Source organism: Mucilaginibacter aquariorum (genome assembly GCF_024498135.1).
Taxonomy (GTDB): domain Bacteria; phylum Bacteroidota; class Bacteroidia; order Sphingobacteriales; family Sphingobacteriaceae; genus Mucilaginibacter; species Mucilaginibacter aquariorum.
Window position 1 is genome coordinate 14,953 of the sequence record NZ_JANHOH010000005.1, and the last position, 19,492, is coordinate 34,444.

At 42.4% G+C, this 19,492-nt stretch carries 19 protein-coding genes; 16 read left to right on the forward strand and 3 right to left on the reverse strand.

All coding sequences use genetic code 11. The features are described from left to right. Window positions 1-10: 10 nt before the first annotated feature. The 5 genes from NPE20_RS17830 to NPE20_RS17850 all read left to right on the forward strand — a co-directional run bounded on the left by NPE20_RS17830 (window position 11) and on the right by NPE20_RS17850 (window position 5,939). Window positions 11-490 (forward strand): MarR family transcriptional regulator, encoded by a 480-nt coding sequence (locus tag NPE20_RS17830; protein ID WP_256540049.1) that lies wholly within the window; start codon window positions 11-13, stop codon window positions 488-490. A gap of 171 nt (window positions 491-661) precedes the next feature. Next, on the forward strand, window positions 662-2,689 hold the full coding sequence (gene uvrB, locus NPE20_RS17835) for an excinuclease ABC subunit UvrB (protein ID WP_256540050.1): 2,028 nt from the start codon (window positions 662-664) through the stop codon (window positions 2,687-2,689). 127 nt (window positions 2,690-2,816) lie between these two features. Continuing rightward, window positions 2,817-3,074: a DUF4834 family protein gene (locus NPE20_RS17840; protein ID WP_256540051.1), complete on the forward strand. Its 258-nt coding sequence runs from the start codon at window positions 2,817-2,819 to the stop codon at window positions 3,072-3,074. A 4-nt stretch (window positions 3,075-3,078) separates the two neighbouring features. Continuing rightward, the gene (locus NPE20_RS17845) at window positions 3,079-3,375 is read left to right on the forward strand and encodes a hypothetical protein (RefSeq protein WP_256540052.1); all 297 of its coding nucleotides are present in this window, start codon (window positions 3,079-3,081) and stop codon (window positions 3,373-3,375) included. Between the two features lie 86 nt (window positions 3,376-3,461). Further along, the gene (locus NPE20_RS17850) at window positions 3,462-5,939 is read left to right on the forward strand and encodes a YfhO family protein (protein WP_256540053.1); all 2,478 of its coding nucleotides are present in this window, start codon (window positions 3,462-3,464) and stop codon (window positions 5,937-5,939) included. Between the two features lie 183 nt (window positions 5,940-6,122). On the opposite strand, the gene NPE20_RS17855 is transcribed toward NPE20_RS17850, so the two are convergent. Together NPE20_RS17855 and NPE20_RS17860 are read right to left on the reverse strand one after the other, a co-directional pair. Next, on the reverse strand, window positions 6,123-6,872 hold the full coding sequence (locus NPE20_RS17855; RefSeq protein WP_256540054.1) for a glycosyltransferase family 2 protein: 750 nt from the start codon (window positions 6,870-6,872) through the stop codon (window positions 6,123-6,125). Continuing rightward, a complete protein-coding gene (locus tag NPE20_RS17860) occupies window positions 6,869-8,146 on the reverse strand; it encodes a glycosyltransferase family 4 protein (RefSeq protein WP_256540055.1) in 1,278 nt (425 codons plus the stop codon). The genes NPE20_RS17855 and NPE20_RS17860 overlap by 4 nt, the downstream gene beginning before the upstream one ends. Before the next feature lie 79 nt (window positions 8,147-8,225). On the opposite strand from NPE20_RS17860, the gene NPE20_RS17865 reads away from it, so the two are divergent. Together NPE20_RS17865 and NPE20_RS17870 are read left to right on the forward strand one after the other, a co-directional pair. Beyond that, a complete protein-coding gene (locus tag NPE20_RS17865) occupies window positions 8,226-8,792 on the forward strand; it encodes a serine acetyltransferase (protein WP_256540056.1) in 567 nt (188 codons plus the stop codon). After that, complete coding sequence (locus NPE20_RS17870; RefSeq protein WP_256540057.1) at window positions 8,792-9,538, forward strand: class I SAM-dependent methyltransferase; 747 nt, start codon at window positions 8,792-8,794, stop codon at window positions 9,536-9,538. Before NPE20_RS17865 ends, NPE20_RS17870 begins: the two co-directional genes overlap by 1 nt. A gap of 22 nt (window positions 9,539-9,560) precedes the next feature. On the opposite strand, the gene NPE20_RS17875 is transcribed toward NPE20_RS17870, so the two are convergent. Further along, entirely contained in the window at window positions 9,561-10,850 is a 1,290-nt protein-coding gene (locus tag NPE20_RS17875; RefSeq protein WP_256540058.1) for an HAD-IB family phosphatase, read from the reverse strand. Between the two features lie 416 nt (window positions 10,851-11,266). On the opposite strand from NPE20_RS17875, the gene NPE20_RS17880 reads away from it, so the two are divergent. From NPE20_RS17880 to NPE20_RS17920, 9 genes are all read left to right on the forward strand, one after another. Continuing rightward, a complete protein-coding gene (locus NPE20_RS17880; RefSeq protein ID WP_256540059.1) occupies window positions 11,267-11,839 on the forward strand; it encodes a Crp/Fnr family transcriptional regulator in 573 nt (190 codons plus the stop codon). A 91-nt stretch (window positions 11,840-11,930) separates the two neighbouring features. Then, entirely contained in the window at window positions 11,931-12,665 is a 735-nt protein-coding gene (locus tag NPE20_RS17885; protein WP_256540060.1) for an SDR family oxidoreductase, read from the forward strand. An 83-nt stretch (window positions 12,666-12,748) separates the two neighbouring features. Continuing rightward, window positions 12,749-14,074, forward strand: coding sequence for an APC family permease (locus NPE20_RS17890; protein ID WP_256540061.1), 1,326 nt, complete (start codon window positions 12,749-12,751; stop codon window positions 14,072-14,074). 64 nt (window positions 14,075-14,138) lie between these two features. Beyond that, window positions 14,139-14,909, forward strand: a complete 771-nt coding sequence (gene ku / locus NPE20_RS17895; protein WP_256540062.1) for a non-homologous end joining protein Ku — start codon at window positions 14,139-14,141, stop codon at window positions 14,907-14,909. 92 nt (window positions 14,910-15,001) lie between these two features. Next, the gene (locus NPE20_RS17900; RefSeq protein WP_256540063.1) at window positions 15,002-15,550 is read left to right on the forward strand and encodes a YciE/YciF ferroxidase family protein; all 549 of its coding nucleotides are present in this window, start codon (window positions 15,002-15,004) and stop codon (window positions 15,548-15,550) included. Window positions 15,551-15,755: 205 nt separating this feature from the next. After that, window positions 15,756-16,403, forward strand: a complete 648-nt coding sequence (locus NPE20_RS17905) for a hypothetical protein (RefSeq protein ID WP_256540064.1) — start codon at window positions 15,756-15,758, stop codon at window positions 16,401-16,403. A gap of 234 nt (window positions 16,404-16,637) precedes the next feature. Then, entirely contained in the window at window positions 16,638-17,099 is a 462-nt protein-coding gene (locus NPE20_RS17910; protein WP_256540065.1) for a ferritin-like domain-containing protein, read from the forward strand. 158 nt (window positions 17,100-17,257) lie between these two features. Continuing rightward, the gene (locus tag NPE20_RS17915; RefSeq protein WP_256540066.1) at window positions 17,258-17,992 is read left to right on the forward strand and encodes an acyl-CoA desaturase; all 735 of its coding nucleotides are present in this window, start codon (window positions 17,258-17,260) and stop codon (window positions 17,990-17,992) included. A 203-nt stretch (window positions 17,993-18,195) separates the two neighbouring features. Continuing rightward, on the forward strand, window positions 18,196-19,452 hold the full coding sequence (locus tag NPE20_RS17920) for a pyridoxal phosphate-dependent aminotransferase (RefSeq protein ID WP_256540067.1): 1,257 nt from the start codon (window positions 18,196-18,198) through the stop codon (window positions 19,450-19,452). The last annotated feature ends 40 nt before the right edge of the window (window positions 19,453-19,492 follow it).

Below are 19,492 nucleotides of genomic sequence, written 5' to 3' on the forward strand. Positions count from 1 at the left end.
AGGGCAACAAATGAACGTTATTGACGAATCGGGAATTTTAGCGATTTCCACAAGGCTGCAACGCCTTGCCGATACGCTTCGTAAGGATGGCGTGCTTATTTACAAAGCAAACAATATCGACTTTGAACCCAAATGGTTCCCTGTTATTTACACCCTGCACTTTAAGCCTGTTTTAAGCGTGGTTGAAATTGCCAACGAAATAGGATACACCCATCCATCTACCATTAGCCTGCTTAAAGAGTTGGAGAAAGAAAAACTCATCCGTTCTAAAAAAGACAAGGCCGATGAGCGCAAACGGCTCATTCAACTAACTACTAAGGGCCACGCGCTGGTTGAACAAATGAAACCCGTTTGGGAAATTATGAAGGGCGCTGCTGCCGAACTTGCTAATACCAAAAATAATCTCATGAAAGCTATTGCCGAAGTAGAAGAACAAATTAGCGAACAAAGTTTTTTTGCCCGGGCACAGCGCTTAAGGTCTTCAAAATAGTTATTTTCTAATTGTGGTGCCTCAATCCGGGCCGAACATAAATCAGGTGCGTCTGTTGTAATTAAATATAAAGATCGGTATAAACTATTGTTGACATACTGTTGTCATTATTGTTGGTTTACTTTGATCTGTAAACCCTAATGCAGGATTATTTGTATTTTTACATTATACATGGATTTTAAAATAACTTCCCAATACGTACCCACCGGCGACCAGCCCGAAGCCATCAGGCAACTGGTAGAAGGTGTAAACAATGGCGACCCTTTTCAAACCCTGTTGGGGGTAACCGGCTCGGGTAAAACGTTTAGTATTGCCAACGTAATTGAGCAAACCCAAAAGCCAACACTCATATTAAGCCACAACAAAACACTGGCGGCACAGCTGTATGGCGAGTTTAAGCAGTTTTTCCCCGATAACGCGGTAAACTACTTTGTATCCTATTACGATTATTACCAGCCCGAGGCCTTCATCCCCTCGTCAAATACCTATATAGAAAAAGATCTGCAGATAAACGAGGAGATTGAAAAACTACGTTTACGCACTACGTCGGCATTAATGAGCGGCAGGAGGGATGTGATCGTTGTATCGTCTATATCCTGCATCTACGGTATGGGTAACCCCGAGGATTTTGCCAATTCGGTATTTAAATTCGCGGTAGGTACCCGCATCAGCAGAAATGCTTTTTTACACCGACTGGTAGAGATATTATACGCCCGCACCACCGCCGATTTTAAACGCGGAACTTTTAGGGTGAAGGGCGATACCGTGGATATTTTCCCGGCTTATATGGATTATGCTTACCGGATCAGCTTTTTTGGGGATGATATTGAAGAGCTAAGCACCTTTGATATTACCACCGGCAAAACCATTGAGAAAATGACCCATATGGTGGTCTACCCCGCCAACTTGTACGTTGCCCCGCGCGAGCGCTTCCAGCAATCTGTTTGGGCCATACAGGAAGAACTGGAAACGCGTAAGAAACAATTTATAGATGATGGCCGCTTTATTGAAGCCAAGCGACTGGAAGAAAGGGTTAATTACGATCTGGAGATGATCCGCGAGTTGGGCTATTGCAGCGGTATTGAAAATTACTCACGTTTTTTTGATGGCAGACAGCCGGGTATGCGCCCCTTCTGCCTACTGGATTATTTCCCGGATGATTACCTGATGGTGATTGACGAAAGCCACGTTACTGTGCCGCAGATAAGGGCTATGTACGGTGGTGATAGGTCGAGAAAGATCTCGTTAGTTGATTATGGTTTCCGTTTGCCCGCGGCGATGGATAACAGGCCTTTAAACTTTCAGGAGTTTGAGCGGCTGGCACCCCAAACTATTTATGTGAGCGCGACCCCTGCCGATTTCGAACTGGAAAAATCTGGCGGTGTGGTGGTGGAGCAGGTGATACGCCCTACCGGCTTGCTTGACCCTATCATAGATGTGCGCCCGGTAATAAACCAGGTAGATGATCTGTTGGACGAGGTTGACAAAACCATAAAAATGGGCGACCGCATACTGGTAACTACCTTAACCAAACGCATGGCCGAAGAACTGGCTAAGTACATGGATAGGCTGGGCATTAAGTGCCGCTACATTCACTCGGAAGTAAAAACCCTGCAACGTGTAGAAATACTGCGTGGCCTACGCCTTGGTGAGTTTGATGTGCTGATAGGGATCAACTTGCTGCGCGAGGGGCTGGATCTGCCTGAGGTATCATTAGTGGCTATTTTGGATGCTGATAAAGAAGGCTTTCTGCGGTCGGAGCGATCGCTGATACAAACTATTGGTCGTGCTGCCCGTAACGACAGGGGCAGGGTTATTATGTATGCCGACAAGATTACCGATTCGATGCAGATAACGATGGACGAAACCAACCGTCGCCGCGAATTGCAGATAAAATATAATACCGAACATGGCATAACGCCAAGAACGGTTGGTAAATCCCGTGAGGAAATTATGGAGCAAACTTCTGTGGTCGACTTTAAAGGAGGGGTGCAGCAAGCATATGTGGAAACCGATATGGTTAGCCTTGCCGCTGATCCTATTGTGCAGTACATGACCAAGCCGGATTTGAAAAAATCTATCGAAAGTACCCGCAAGGATATGGTCGCGGCAGCAAAAAATATGGATTTCCTGCTGGCCGCCAAGCTGCGTGATGAAATGTTTGCGCTGGAAAAAATGATGGAAGAGAAGTTTTCGTAGATGTGCAGATTACAGATGTGCAAATGAGCTTCATCTGCACACTTGCACATCTGCATATTTGCACATTATATAAATTGAAACATTTTTTCCGTTATATACTTATATTTGTAAGCTAAATTAAAACCAGATGGGTCTAATACGTTTTTTGATCATAACCATTTGTTCGTTATATATCATACGCAGCCTGGTGCGTATTTTCTTGCCTATGCTATTTAATAGCGTAATAAGTAAAGCACAAGAGCAGGCACGCCAACAGCAGCAAAACTACCAGCAACAGCAACAACCAAGGCCAGATGGCCGCATCCGTGTGGACTATAAACCTGACGCAAAAAGTTCGGTGCCTGATTCTGAAGGGGAATTTGTAGATTACGAAGAAATAAAATAAACCAATGCTACCCGAAGGGCTATATAAACGCAGACGCGGTCACAACAATACACCGCCATCGGTGCTTTTAATACTCACCAATTGTATTGTGCTGGCGATATTAATCCAGCTATTTACGGGCTGCAGTACCATTAATAACTTTTTTTGGATAGCTATTGGCATACTTGCGCTTTATAATGTTTACAACATTCGCCGCAACCGCGAAGAGTATAATATGTTAAGCATTATTGTGTACGTAATCAGCATTTTGCTTATGGTATTCCTGTTCTATTATTTTAGCAATCAACCCCATAACTGCTAAAAAATATCTTATAAAACTTATCGTTTCTAATCTCATTCAAATTTCTATTTTTGAACATTATAAATATTATCCCTAAAAGAGTTTAAATGAATAACTGGATCAAGCGGAATAGTGGGCATCTTATTGTTGCTGCAATTTTTTTCGTACTAACATTTGCCTACTTCTTTAACCCTATTATGCAGGGCAAGATTTTGTACCAGGGTGATGTTTTGCAGGCCCAGGCCATGCAAAAAGAGATAATGGACGTTAAAGCCGCTACCGGCAAAGCACCATTATGGACAAACCAAATGTTTGGCGGTATGCCCAGTTACCAGATATGGGCTAAATACGGTTCCAATATTACTACTCACGTAATTGATGTTTTAAAAACAGTTTTCCCTAACCCGGTTGATACTGTATTGCTGTATCTTTTTGGCGCTTACCTTTTATTCTGTACATTAAAACTGAACAATTGGCTGGCAGCAGCCGGAGCTGTGGCCTTCGCTTTTTCTTCCTACAACTTTATTTATATTGATGCAGGGCACGCCAACCAGGCGTATGCCATAGCGTTTTTTGCGCCGATAGTAGCCGGTATAATTATGACGCTTAGGGGCCAGTACATTACAGGCGGTGCATTAACAGCATTTTTCCTGGCGATGGAAATACGGTCAAACCACGTGCAGATGACCTTTTACCTGCTACTGGCTATCATTATATTGGTATGTATCGAGCTTTACCATGCTATAAAGGCAAACCAGACAAAACCTTTTTTAAAATCAATAGCTTATTTATCTGCCGCGACTATCCTGGCAGTAATTGTAAACGCAGGATCGTTATGGACGACCTATGAGTACAGCCATTACACCATTCGTGGTAAACCGAACTTAAAAAGTGAAACAGGTGCGGCAAGCACCGGCCTTGATAAGGAATATGCTTACAACTGGAGCCAAAGCGTAACCGAATGTTTTACCTTCTTTATCCCTAATGCTTACGGCGGTGCCAGTGGCGGCCAGGCAGCTGAAGATTCAAAGGTTGCAAAAATATTAACAGACAAAGGGATAGACGCTGCGCAGGCACAACAGTTTGCCAGCCAGCTGCCTACTTATTGGGGTAATAAACCAAGCACATCCGGCCCGTGGTATTTTGGTGCCATTGTGTTTTTCCTTTTTGTTTTAGGCTTATTCATTGTTAAGAACAGGATTAAATGGTGGTTACTTTCAGCAGTATTGCTAAGTGTGTTCCTGTCATTTGGCAAGAACCTGCCTTTCCTTTCCGATCTGTTCTTTAACTATTTCCCGCTATACAACAAGTTCCGCGCGGTTGAATCTACGTTAGTAATTGCATCGTTGTGTTTCCCTATACTGGGTTTCCTGGCACTTAACGAAGTGTTTATTAACCGCGATAAACCATATATTTTTAACAAGGCTAAACTGGCGTTTTACATTACAGGTGGCATAACACTGGTAATGATTGCCTTGCCAGGCCTGTTCCTTACCTTTAAATCAACCGAGCATCAAACCTTAATATCAGGCCTTACACAAGCGTTTAGGGGAGATAGCGGGATGGCAAATTCAGTTGCCAATGCTTTGGTACAGGATCGCGAGTCGTTAGAAAGAGCGGACGCCATACGCACGCTGATATTTATAGCGTTAGCCTTTGGTTTGTTATGGATAGTTATCAAACAAAAAATAAGCACAACCTTTGCCGCGCTTGCATTTATGGGCATCATATTGGTTGATATGTGGAGCATTGACAAACGTTACTTGAAGGATGAGAATTTTATCCCGAAAGAAGACATGGGCCGTGCTTACACACCACGTGAGGTAGATGAATTTATTATGCGTGATAAAGACCCTGATTTTAGGGTAATGGATATGAGCCTTCCTGATCCTTTCCATGATTCACGCTCTTCTTACTTCTTTAAAACGGTAGGCGGTTTCCATTCGGCCAGGTTAAGGCGTTTTGATGAATTGGTAGAAAATCAGTTTACCAAAAGCACAAACCAGGATGTATTGGATATGCTAAATACCAAATACATTATCACTGCCGATCCAAAAACAGGAACTGCAAGTATGCATGCAAATTCAACAGCATGCGGCCATGCATGGTTTGTGCAAAGCATTAAGTATGTAAAAGATGCCGATCAGGAAATGCAGGCTATCAGCAGCTTTTCGCCTAAGGACGAAGTGATGATAGACCAGAAGTACAAAAGTATTGTAGAGGCAAAACCTTTAGGCGCTACTGTAAATGGTACAATTGAGCTAACCAGTTATCAGCCCGATCACCTGACTTACCAAACCGGTTCAACATCAAACCAGGTAGCCGTGTTCTCTGAGATCTATTATGATAAAGGCTGGAAAATGTACATAGATGGCGTTGAACAACCCTACTATCGTGCCGATTATTTATTGCGTGCGGCAACCATACCATTAGGTAACCACAAGGTTGAGTTTATATTCCACCCAACATCATACTACGCCGGCGAGAGTATCTCGTTAGCAGGTTCGATATTGCTTGTGCTGGCCTTAGGCGGTGCAGGCTATGCCGAGTTTAAAAGGAAAAAACCTGAAGCTAAAAAAGCTTAAGGATTTATCTTGATATGAAAAGAGCGATGGGTTAATACTTATCGCTCTTTTTTTATGCCGATCCCGTCATTGCGAGGTACGAAGCAATCTCTTTAAGCTATTCCCTTATGCAAGGTGTATAAATGTCCTAAAGAGATTGCTTCGTACCTCGCAATGACGCGCGGGGAGGCGCTTCCTCAGCATCTAATCGTTCGTCCTTTTATTCAACAACCAGTACCAGCCCAGGTTAAAAGCTATTACCGCATGGTTTAGTATCGTTGGTATCAACCCATAATGGCGTTTCATAATATCAAAGCGTTCTAACAAACTCTGTTTATGCTTGGCCTTAGACATACCGCCAACCAGGTATTTGGCCAAATACCCATCCACTTTAACAATCTTTTTAGCTTTTTTTGCTGCGCGGATGATCCAGTCGATATCTGCACTAAGCTGGTATTTGGGGTCGTAAGGTTCAACGAGCGATCGTTTGATATAGATAGCCTGGTGGCTTACGCTCATACCGTATTTAAAGCTGCGCCAATTAAATTTTGCAGGCGCTATGTGGCGGCGCTGGCCAAGGCTTTCGCGTTCGTCGTTCACCATCTCGGTTTCGCCGTAATAAATATCGGCATCGGGTGCGGTAGCAAAAACTTTGGCAACCGTATCAGGCGCGTAAAACTCATCTCCCGAGTTCATGAATATTACATAATCGCCGGTTGCAAGGGCCAGGCCTTTGTTCATGGCATCGTATATGCCTTTATCTTTTTCGCTGATGAGTTTTGCTATGCGACTTTCATATCGCTTAATAATTTCCAGCGTACCATCGTTTGATGCACCATCTACCACAATGTATTCAATAGCATCGTAAGTTTGATTCAATACCGAAAGCAGCGTGCGTTCAATATCCCGGGCATTGTTATATACGATGGTTATTACAGACAGAACGGGTTTCATGCGCCGGCAGAGGTTAAAATGGACTGGTACAGGGAAATGTATTGCCCGGCTACCTTCTCGTTATTAAACATTCGCTTAACCTTGTATCGCGCAGCGGAAGAATATTTATCCCCATGGCCAAGGTTTAAAACATCATTAATACCTGCCGCCAAATCAACAGCCGACTTAAATTCGGCCAGGTAACCGTTCACCTGATGGTCTATCAGATCGGGGATGCCGCCGGTATCAAAAGCTACTACAGGTGTTCCGCAGCTCATGGCTTCCATGATCATATTGGGTAGATTATCCTCAATTGATGGCGATACAAAAACATCAGCCATGCTGTATATTTCGGCTAAGTCAGCTGGCGAACTAATGGTATTTAACTGATGCACCGGATAAGGCAATGCCGAGGTATTAAAGTGTTTATTCTTACCAAATATTACTATTTCTATAGGTATATCTGGTGTGGGCTCATTTTTTAGAAACTGTAGGGCTTCCACCAAAAAGCTAATGCCTTTGCGCCTGTCGTTGATATTAGCAGCACCAAATAAAATAATTTTTGCTGATGGATTGATCTTCCATTTTGCCCTTGCCGCTGCTTTATCCTTCGGAGAAAATAATTGCGTATCAATAGGGTTGGGGATAGCCTGAATAATAAAGCCTTTAAGCAAGGTGCTTTTCATGGCAACCTCGCCCAGCCAATGGCTGCAGGTTACAATAGATAAGTTTTTAGCTATAGAAAGCATATCCTTTTTACGTAACCAACCGTCATGCGATAGGTCATCATCTTCGGGGGCGTGCAGAAAATAGCAGTTGCCGCACTGGTTTTTAAAGTGATTACATGGTCCCGCGTAATGGCAGCCACCCGTAAAAGCCCACATATCGTGCAAGGTCCAAACAATGGGTTTGTTAAGGGCCATCAGCTTCTTAAGATCATGGATAGATAAGAATCCCGAATTGGTCCAATGCAGATGAATGATATCTGCCTCCTTAATTACTTTTGATCTGCTGATATCGGTACCCGCGTTTGCTGTTGAAAAAGCGAACCGTACAGATTTATCCCGCTCATAAAAAAACATAAAGGTCAATCGTTCCCAAAGAAAATTGATCTTTGACCGCAGCTTACCGAAAATGTTTTGTTCTATACTATAAACAGCGTCTTCGGACCGTTTTTTATGCTGCACCAGCATGGTTACATCTACAGCTTGTAGTTGCAGTGCTTTTAACAGGCGCATGCAGGCTTCGGCAGCGCCACCGCCCGAGTCGGATGTGTTTATGAGTGCAACCTTCATTCTGCAAAGATCATTTATCAGCAAGTATAATGATACTAAAATTAAAAATTTTACTTTTGAATACTTCATTAATATCAAAATGAAGTTTAACAGCAAAACCACACAGCACAAGATGAACTTTTTCGCTTATTTATTCCAGGATTGGAGCGCCAACCAGGGCAATATAAAAGGGCGATTGGTTCTGTTTTTATTCCGGTCGGTACAAATTGTTAACCGGCACATGCTGTTAAAGATACTTTTTTGCTGGCACCTGGTATTTTACCGCCTTTTTGTGGAATGGAATTTAGGTATCGAGCTTCCCCGCAAACTTACCGCCGGCAAAGGTCTTATTATCTATCATGGACAGGCATTGGTGGTAAACCAGGGGGCTATCATAGGCGAAAATTGCGTGCTGCGCAACAGCGTTACCATTGGTCATAAAAAACTGGCAGATGGTACATTTACCAAATGCCCGCGTTTGGGTAATAATGTTGATGTTGGTGCTAACGTTTGCATTATTGGCGATGTAACTATTGGCAATAACGTAATTATTGGTGCAGGCGCGGTGGTAATAAAAGATATACCTGATAATAGTATTGCGGTGGGCAACCCGGCACGCGTACTGGATAATAAAACTGAAGCGGTAACCCGTATTGAAAATATTTAATGGAGAATAATTTAACCGACCGTTCCTTCTGGAAATCGTTTTGGGAATCGCGTAAGGGGCTTATATTTAAACTGAAGCCCAATTATGTTTTTGGTGATATACTGGCTAAAATAATTGCCGATAAAGGCGTGAAGAACGCTATTGAGCTGGGTGGCTTCCCCGGGTATTATTCTATTTATCTTAAAAAGTATCAGCACCTAAAAACTACCCTGCTCGATTATTTTATTCACCCCGAACTGGTAAACAAACTGCTTGCCGCAAACGACCTGCAACCCGGCGACATCAACATCATTGAAGCTGACCTATTCACTTATGAGCCTGCCGAGAAGTTTGATATGGTACTTTCTTTTGGGCTGATAGAGCATTTTAACGATACTAAATTCATCATCAACGAACACCTTAAATTTTTAAAACCGGGCGGTACCCTGTTTATTACTCTGCCCAATTTTAAAAGCGTTAATGGTTGGGTACAAAAGAATTTTGATAAAGAGAACTACGACAAGCACAACATCAGTAGTATGGATCTCGACCTGCTAAAAGATAGTTGTAAAGCGCTTGGATTAAAAGATATTGAAGCCTACTACCACGGCAAATTCACCGTATGGCTGGAAAATAAATCAGAACAAAAAGCATTGTCAAAAGCCATTGTTAAAGCTATTTGGGTTGCCGGAAAAGTATTCACTAAAGTTATTCCTGTTGATAGCAAAGCACTATCACCCTACATTGTGGTGAAGGCTACAATGTAAAAGCACTATAGCAACAAGCTTTTTAGTAAAGCAACCTAAATTTTATGGTTTGCTCAATAGCTTTTAGCTGGTTTAGTACCTGGGTATCATAACCGGTATTAACATCGGTAATTACGTAACCAATTTGTGGGTTGGTCACCAAAAACTCTCCAACAATATTAATATTGTGCTCAGCAAATACCTCGTTTATTTGAGCCAGTATACCGGGTACATTTTTGTGGATATGGATCAGGCGGTGCGCATTATTAATACGTGGTGGCTGCAGATCGGGGAAGTTACAGCTCATATGCGTTTTTCCCTCGTTCATAAAAGCAATTACCCTGCGGGGGATAAAATCATTATTGCGGGGGTTTGCCTTAGGGTCGTCAAAAATAATGATACCCTTTTCGCAGGCAGCCTCGGCCAGTTTACGGCTCACGCGGCCGAAACAACCTATTACTTTTAGGCGCCCGGCGTTTTCCAGTTGCTCGGGTTTTGGCAGGTTTGCCTCATCGCAAAACAACACACCGGCCTCGTCTAAATATTCTTTTTCTATGCTATCGCGATGGCGCAGGTTATAGCCCTCGCGTTTCATCTGTGCCAAAGCTTCATCGTCTATATTACCTACAATAAGGCATTTTATGCGGTTTTTAGGGTATGATATTGCTCTTGGCAGTTTATTGATGTACAAAAACTCGTCAAAGCTGGGCGTAATATGGTCGGCCTTTTCGGCTACAGATTTACGCTCAATGTTTTCAGTAAAAGCAAAGAATTTTTTGATCATGCCCGATTCCTTCAATTGGAAATCGGAGTAACCATCGCCAATACCAAAAATCTCGCCCGGCAGGTTTAGCTCTTTTAAAAGTTTCACTTTGCCACCCTCTTGCGATAACGGGTTTTCGCGATCGTAACCTATAATGTTGCCCTCTTCGTCAAACACAAAAGTATTGGCGTAGATATTTTCCTTTTTTATGTGATATTCGGTTACAACCGGAGTGATGAATTCCTTGAAGCCACCTGACACAATAAGCACCTTATCCTGATGGTTCTTAAAAAATATGGTATTGCGGGAAAACGATGTAGACACCTTTTTCTTTAAATGGGTGATCAGCATTTTCAAGTGGTCGCGGTTAGCGCAAAGCAGTTTTACACGTTGCTCCAGACTATCAGTGAACGACAACCGGCCCTCCATTGAAGCATTAGTAAGGTCTTCTATCTGTTTATAGATAGCTTCCCTGTCAGGGTGATTTTTTAATGAGATGCGTGCTAACTCGTCTAAAGCTTCTACCTGTGTAAAGGTGCTGTCGAAATCTATTATAAAATACTGATCCATTTTGGGATGTAAAATGCTGAGTTGCAAATGTGCAAAAATTTTACGGATGTGTGGAAACGGATGTGTAATAAGAACACTTTTGATTAGCCTTATCCTCTCTGACGTCTTTGCGGGGTACGAAGCAATCTCCTGACGATGCGTTGCCATCATGTCATTTCGAATGAGGTACGAGGAGAAATCTTGTTCGAGCAGTACGTAGGCGATAGGTTAGTGTTTTAAACGAACGTTAGCCCGCTCGCCGCCGCGGGGGCTCCTTCTTTTGTCTTGATACAAAAGAAGCAAAAAATCAAGACAGAAAAAAGCTTCTCCCCACAGGCCTTTACCTTTTGGCCCGCTTTTCTGTCAGGCCACCGCTCGTTCATTACATTGCAACCTCAGACTAATCTATTCGATAACATTCCCCTATCTTTGCTATCATGCCCAACAGGTTAATCACTTTCTTGCAGCAACACAGGTTTCTTAATCAGCAGGAACAGGAACTGATCAATGATGCCTTTGAACCGCGGTTTTATAAAGAGGGAGACCCACTATTCAAAGACGGTCATATCTGTCGCGAACTCTTCTTCATTTGCAACGGGGTATTGCGTATTATGGTAACCAACAAAAAAGGTGTGGAGCTAACCCATTTCTTTCTAAAAGAAGATTCGTTTTGTACGATCCTGTACAGCTTTAATAATGAAATGCCTGCCGATGAAGGCATCCAGGCTGCCTGCGATACAGAAGTGCTGGTCATCACCAAAACCAAACTACTGGCGCTATACCAGCAAATACCCGGACTAAAAGAACTGATAGATCAAATTACCCAACAAAAGCTGATGGATAAGATAAAGATCAGGAATGCCTACCTGGGCGAGGACTCTGAAACCCGCTACCATCTTTTTATGCAACAGCAGCCGGATATCGTACGGCGTGTCCCGCTGAAAGATATTGCTGGTTACCTGGGCATTACACCGCAATCGTTAAGCCGTATCCGTAAAAACACTAAGTAAAATATTTTAGCTGCCCATTTTCGTTTTTACCATTTGGTAAGTGGATGCGGAGCCGCACGCCCGAAATTTGTACCATAAGATATTTAATATTATGGACAATCAATCAAAGCCTTTAGCAGGCAAAAGGGTAATTATATTAGGTGGTAGCGCAGGCCTTGGTTTAGCAACAGCAAAGTTAGCAGGAGCAGAAGGTGCCGATATTGTTATTGTATCAAGCAATCAGCAACGTATAAATAAAGCGTTAGAAGAACTGCCACAAGGCAGCACAGGTTTCGCGGTAGACCTGAACCGGGAACATAACATCAAAAACTTTTTTGAGAAGACCGGCAGTTTCGACCATTTGGTATATACCGCAGGTGAAAACCTTAATCTAAATGTTATTGCCGAAACTGATATAGAGAAGGCCCGTCAGTTTTTTAACCTGCGTTTTTGGAGCGCTTTCGCGGCCGTTAAATACGCGGCAACTCATATTAATAAAGGTGGTTCAATTTCGTTAACCAGTGGTGTAGCGGGGGCAAGGCCGGGCAGTGGCTGGAGTGTGGCTACCAGCATTTGCAGCGCTATGGAAGGTTTTGTAAGGGCAATGGCTGTTGAACTGGCACCCATCCGCGTTAACTGCGTAGTGCCGGGTGTAGTAAAAACCAACCTATGGGATAGTTTGAGCGATGCTGATAGGGAAGCCCTTTATAAAAACACAGGCGATGCCTTATTGCTGAAACGCGTGGGTGAGGCTGATGATATTGCACTGGCCTTTACTTATCTGATAAAACAACAGTATGGTACAGGGCAAAGTATTATTGTTGATGGCGGTGCGGTTTTAGTATAGCCATTAAACAATACGGGTAAATTGTAAAATATATGCGGTGACCGGGAGGAATTAAAACATAAAAAATAATATTTTTATGCCCCATGCCTCAACCCGTTTTAACCCGAAAGATTAAATCCTTCCAGCTTATTGCACTCGTTTTTTTTACGGTTTCGGGTGGCCCCTACGGACTGGAGCCTTTGCTTAGCTATGCTGGCGAGCATGCTGCATTTTTAATATTACTTGTAACCCCGCTGCTGTGGGATGTACCCGCCATTTTTACGGTGTTGGAACTGAACAGTATGATGCCCGTAACCGGCGGTTATTACAAATGGGTAAAGCACGCACTGGGTACCCGCTGGGGTTTCTATGAAGGCTGGTGGACGTGGATATATACTTTTGTTGATCTGGCTATTTACCCCGTACTGTTTGTTACCTATGCCTCGTTCTTTTTTCCGGGGATAGAGGACTACCGCATACCCGTTTGCCTGGTTATTGTATGGCTATCGGCAGGGTTAAACATTTTGGGTATTGTGCCGGTGGGGCGCACGGCTTTGTTTTTAGGCGCGGCGGTACTATCGCCCCTTGTTATATTAATAGTGCTGGTTATTTATCAGCATAGCGGCATTATCAGCGTCCCATCACAAACCTTACATGGACTGCCGTTCTCTTCCATCGGCATGGCGTTGTATACCGTTATGTGGAACTGCCTGGGCTGGGATAACATTACCACCTATGCCGAAGAGGTAGAAAAACCCACACGCTCTTATTTAGTATCTACCTTTACCGCTTTTGCTTTGGTAATGGTAATTTACTTTTTTGGCATAATGGTAGCGCAGCAATCGGGCATTGATCATAATACGTTTCTGGAAAGTGGTTTCCCTGCGCTGGGCGAATTAGTGGGCGGCCATTGGCTGGGTGCTATATTAGCTATGGGCGGTATGGCAAGTTCATTGGGGATCTATGCGGCGGTACTGTTGTCTGTATCACGTGTGCCAAAAGCCATGGCAGGGGATGGGCTGTTACCAAAAAAGTTAAATGTACTGCATTCGCGTTTTCAAACGCCTTATGTATCTATCATTATTTGCTCAATAGTAGTAAGCTTTATGATATTATGGCCATTTGCCGAGCTGCTTATTATTGATGTTACCGTTTATGGTGCAGGCTTATCGTTAGAGTATATATCACTTATAAAACTCCGCATTACCTCGCCCAATGTAAAACGGCCTTTCAAGATCCCGCTGAATGTAGCCGGTTTATGCGCAATAATGATACTGCCGTTTGGTGTTTATTTCATCGCGTTAGCAGGGGCGTTTTCATCCACACCAAAATCTATACAAGCCGCAATATTCGCTATTTGCACTTTGTTAACTGCCGAACTTGCCTGGCGGCTTATCATCTGGAGAAAACCACATCTCAAAAACAGTTAATATTCTCATTTTAAAACCGTTCGCTTTTTTAAGGGTTATAATAATCTGATTAAATTGTTTTGTTATGAGATCTATCTGGAAAGGCTCGCTTGGTTTTGGGTTGGTAAGTATACCTGTTAAATTATATTCGGCAGTACAAACCAGCACACTTGATTTGGATATGCTGGATGCCCGCGACCACGAACGGATACGCTACCAGCGTGTAAACGAGAAAACACACAAAGAGGTGCCTTACGATAAAATTGTAAAAGGCTATAAAATGGATGACGACTACATAATAGTTGAGGAAGCCGATTTTGAAGCCGCCGCTCCAGAAAAAAGCAAGGTGATAGAGATTGAAAGCTTTGTAGATATTGGCGACGTTAACCCCATGTTTTACGAAACATCCTATTATACCGAGCCCGATACCAAAAACAATAAGGCCTACGCGCTATTGCTGCAGGCCCTTAAAAAATCAGGGAAGGCGGGGCTTGCCCGTTTTGTATTGCGCAGTACCGAAAGCTTGTGTATTGTGCACCCGGTTGATAATGTGCTGGTGGTAACCCGCATACGTTTTGGGCAGGAGATACGCGATACCAGCGAATTAAATATTGCTGATGATGTAAACATTAGCAAAAAGGAGTTGGACGTAGGCCTTGCCCTGATAAACCAATACGCCGAAGATTTTGATGTTTCGAAATTTAAAGACGAGTACAATGATGAACTGCTAAAGATCATTAAAGCGAAAGCGAAAGGCAAACGGCCTACTATTAAAAAGCTTAAACCACATAAAACCAAAAGCAATGATCTTTATGACCAGTTAATGGAAAGTTTAAAGACTAAAAAAGGTGCATAATATTTTTATAGGTAAATATATTTCTAAATATGTAAAACTTGTAACCCTTAGTGGTGTTGTTTACTATACACAAAAATTAAATATCTATTACTATGGCAACTACTAAAACGAAAAAAGCACCCGAAACCACAGAGGTTGCTGAGGAATCTGCATTAAACGAATTATTTATCGACGAACTAAAGGACATTTACTGGGCCGAAAAACATTTGACCAAAGCTTTGGCTAAACTGTCTAAAAAAGCCACCACGGAAGAATTACGGGGCGCGATTGAAACACACATCGGGCAAACCGAAAATCAAATTACCCGTTTGGAGTCGGTTTTTGAATCGATAGGCGAAAAAGCTGTTGCAAAAAAATGTGAAGCTATGGCTGGGTTGATCAAAGAATCGGAAGAGATTGTTGAAAGCACCGAAGATGGCAGTATTACCCGCGATGCCGGTATCATTTCTGCCTGCCAAAAAGTAGAGCATTATGAAATTGCATCATACGGCACCCTTAAAACCTTGGCAGGTGTATTAGGCTACACCGAAGCTGTTGAGTTACTGGATGCAACATTGCAGGAAGAAAAACAAACTGATGAATTGCTTACCCAGGTTGCCGAAGGTACTATCAACCAATCTGCTAAAAACGAAAAAGCATAGCAACAACTAACTAACTTTAACTAAGAAGGACCGCCCCAAAAGGCGGTCTTTTTTTGTTTTCTTAAAAAAAATCTACTTCATAGTGTAACACCTGTAACAATATAGCCGTCAATGAGTGTAATGTTTGAAAGTATAGGTATATTACGAGTTAAACATTACTGTCATCACAATTAAAAAAGGCGTAAAGCCTGCTAAACCTTATAGAATGAAAAAGAACATCTTAACCTTAATCGCGATTATTTCAATTTTTAGTGCCTGTACAAAAGAGAAAGGCGCACCAGGCGGCTCGGGCGATTACCAGCCATTCACTGCAAATTCTACATGGTCATATCGCAACGAAACAACCGTAGATATAGGTATACCGGGCGTACATGGTGTAGTTGATACTACAGTTAACACCATGACAGCCACAGTAAAAGTATTAGGTGGCAAAACCTTCCATTTGTTAAATTCTGTTACAAGCGGCGAAGCCGAAGAGGGTTATATAGGCTTTAACAATGGTATTTACACTAGCCGCGGTATGCAGGAAGGCGAATTTGTTGAGTTTGATTACCTGGATGAAACAAAAGCGGCAGGTTACTCATCAGTTACTCCGGTTGAAGTAGAGGATGCCGAAGCACAATTAAAAACTACAGTTGTAGAAAAAGGCATAAACAAAACCATACTTGGTAAAGCTTATAGCAATGTTATTCATACCAAGATAGAAACCCAGGCTAAAGAAAACGGCGGATTTAAAACCATAGCTTCCGTAGAGTTTTACATAGCAAAAGGTGTTGGTTTAATTGCTCTATATACAAGCTTTAATGGTATCCAGCTTAATAAATCAGAGTTGATAAGTGCTGACATAAAATAAATTACTGTATAAGAAATACCTTTTATTGGATACTTACATGGCAAGCCCATTACGCATTTGCGTAATGGGCTTGTTTATGTTTAAAAGTAGTGGCTAACTATTAAAGTAGATGCTGCTATACAGTTAAAGCTATCCCCGCTTGTTAATAATATTCTGTAATTTTTTTAATTAAAAATTAATACTGGCATGGTGGTTGCATTGGTAGTAGTAAATAAAATTCTAATAAAAACTACTATGGAAACTACCACAGAAAAATCAATTGAAGTTTTAAATGACCTGATTGAAATTAACAACGACAGGATAGATGGCTTTGACAGGGCGTCGAAAGAATTAGGTGAAAGCGATAGCGACCTTGTAGCTGTGTTTGACAAATTTGCAAACGATAGCCGCCGCAATGTACAGGAACTAAGTGCAGCAGTTGCCCAATCAGGTGGCGAGGTTGAAACAGGTAATACTGCAAGTGGTACCATACACCGCGCATGGCTGGATGTTAAAGCTACTTTTAGTGGCCACGACAGGGAAAGTATTTTAGAAGAATGCGAACGCGGCGAGGATGCTATTAAAAAGGCATACCAGTCGGCTTTGTCTGACATTAATGGCTTAACTGCCCAACATAGTCAGCTTATTGCACAACAGCAACAAGTTATTATCGAAGGGCATGATACGATCAAAGCCTTACGAGATAGCCAGGTATAAGCCTGAAATAATTTCTTTTTTAAAAGCCGCTCAGTGTAAACTAAAGCGGCTTTTTAGTAATAATGACATTTGTTAACAGTAATTTTAAATCCTGTGTGGCGTTTTAATCGTATATTTGTAATCATTATAAATAATACATCCACGTTAAATTCAATTTTGTGATCATATTAATTTTCTTCCTTGGGCATTGGTTTTTGTCCTTGTTCTTCCAAACTTTCTTTCTGCACAGATACGCTTCTCATAAAATGTTTACCACCAATAAATTTTTTGAACGTACTTTTCATATCATGACCTATGTATTTCAAGGTTCATCATATTTAAACCCGCGTGCTTATGCAATAATGCACCGCGAGCACCATGCCTACAGCGATACCGAAAAAGATCCTCACTCTCCGCACTTCTTTACAGATGTGTTTCAGATGATGTATTATACCGCTATTAGCTATCGCAAACATGAGAAAAAACTGAAAGAACCCGAAGAACGCTTTAAAGGCAACTATCCCGAGTGGAAGTTTTTAGATTATGTAGGTTCTTCTATCGTATCACGTATCATCTTCGGTTTGTTATACATCGCTTTTTATGTAGAATTTGCTACAGAATGGTGGATGTACCTACTTATCCCTATTCATTTTATTATGGGCCCCTTACATGGCGCCATTGTAAACTGGTGCGGCCACAAGTATGGTTACTCCAATTTTGATAATAACGATAAATCAAAAAATACAACCCCTTTCGATTTTTTTATGCTTGGCGAATTGTTCCAGAACAATCACCACAAACGCCCAAACAGCGCCAATTTTGGTGCTAAATGGTTCGAGATCGATCCGGTTTATCCTATCATGAAAATGATGCACTGGGCCCGTATCATCAGGCTAAGAAAAGCATACTTGTAATAAATACTAAAGGACAAATATAAAAGGCGAAGGGTTGTAAGATCTTTCGCCTTTTTGTTGGCCTCACCCCCGGCCCTCTCCAAAGGAGAGGAAGGAGAATGTCTTGCTTGTTTCAAAGTCCTCTCCTTTGGAGAGGATTTAGGTTAGGCTCTTCTTCTTTCCCCTCAATAACCCTATCTTTGCCCCCTGTAATTAATCTATAAATGAAAGTATCAGTATTAGCGCAAAATTTGCACGGTTCAGAAATTATCAAAATAGCCGGCGAAATAAACGAATTAAAGAAACAGGGACAAAACATAGCTAACTTAACCATTGGTGATTTTGATGCTGATATTTATCCCATCCCAACTGAACTTAAAGAGGGCATTATTGATGCCTATAACCATAACCAAACAAATTATCCGCCTGCCGATGGTATGCTTAGCCTGCGCGAAAGTGTATCGGCTTTTCTGAAAAGCAGGATGGGTTTAGAGTATGCTTCCAACCAGATCTTAATTTCCGGTGGTTCGCGCCCGCTGATATATTCTGCTTACCTGGCACTGGTTGATCCGGGCGATAAGGTGGTTTTCCCTACACCGTCATGGAACAATAATCACTATTGTGATTTAACAAGCGCCGAAGCCATTTTGGTAGAAACCAGCGCCGAACACAACTTTATGCCTACGGCAGATGAGATCCGCCCGCATTTAAAGGGTGCTACCATGCTGGCATTATGCTCGCCATTGAACCCAACCGGCACCATGTTCGATAAAAAAGACCTGGAAGAAATTTGCGACCTGGTTATTGCTGAAAACAAAAGCCGCAGTGCCGGCGAAAAACCATTGTACTTACTGTACGATCAAATTTATTCGCAATTAACCTTTGGCGAACATAGGCACTTTGACCCGGTAACTTTACGCCCCGAGCTAAAAGATTACACTGTGTTTATTGATGGCGGCTCTAAATGTTTTGCCGCTACAGGCGTACGTGTGGGCTGGGGTTTTGGTCCGGCATTCATCATCAATAACATGAAAGCCATTGTTGGCCACATGGGCGCATGGTCGCCAAAGGCAGAGCAGGTTGCCATGGCCGAATACCTGAAAAACGATGGCTATGTTAACGCTTACCTTGATAAACTAAAGGGCAATATACAAGCCAGCCTAAGCACCCTGCACGAGGGCTTTCAGGCTTTAAAAGCCGAAGGTTTCAGCGTTGATTCCATTGAACCAATGGGCGCTATTTACTTAACTGTTAAGGTTGATTACATTGGCAAAACCACACCAGACGGTAAGGTGCTGAATGACTCGGCAGATGTAAACTTCTTTCTGATAAAAGAAGCGGGTGTAGCCTTTGTGCCGTTCTCTGCTTTTGGTACCGGCGAAGAAATTACCTGGTTCAGGGCATCGGTAGGGGCAAGTACACTGGAAGATATCCAACAAATGATACCACGCATCCGCGAAGCGCTTGCAAAACTGAAGTAATTAAAACTGTAGAGACGCAATACCTCGCGTCTCTTTTTGT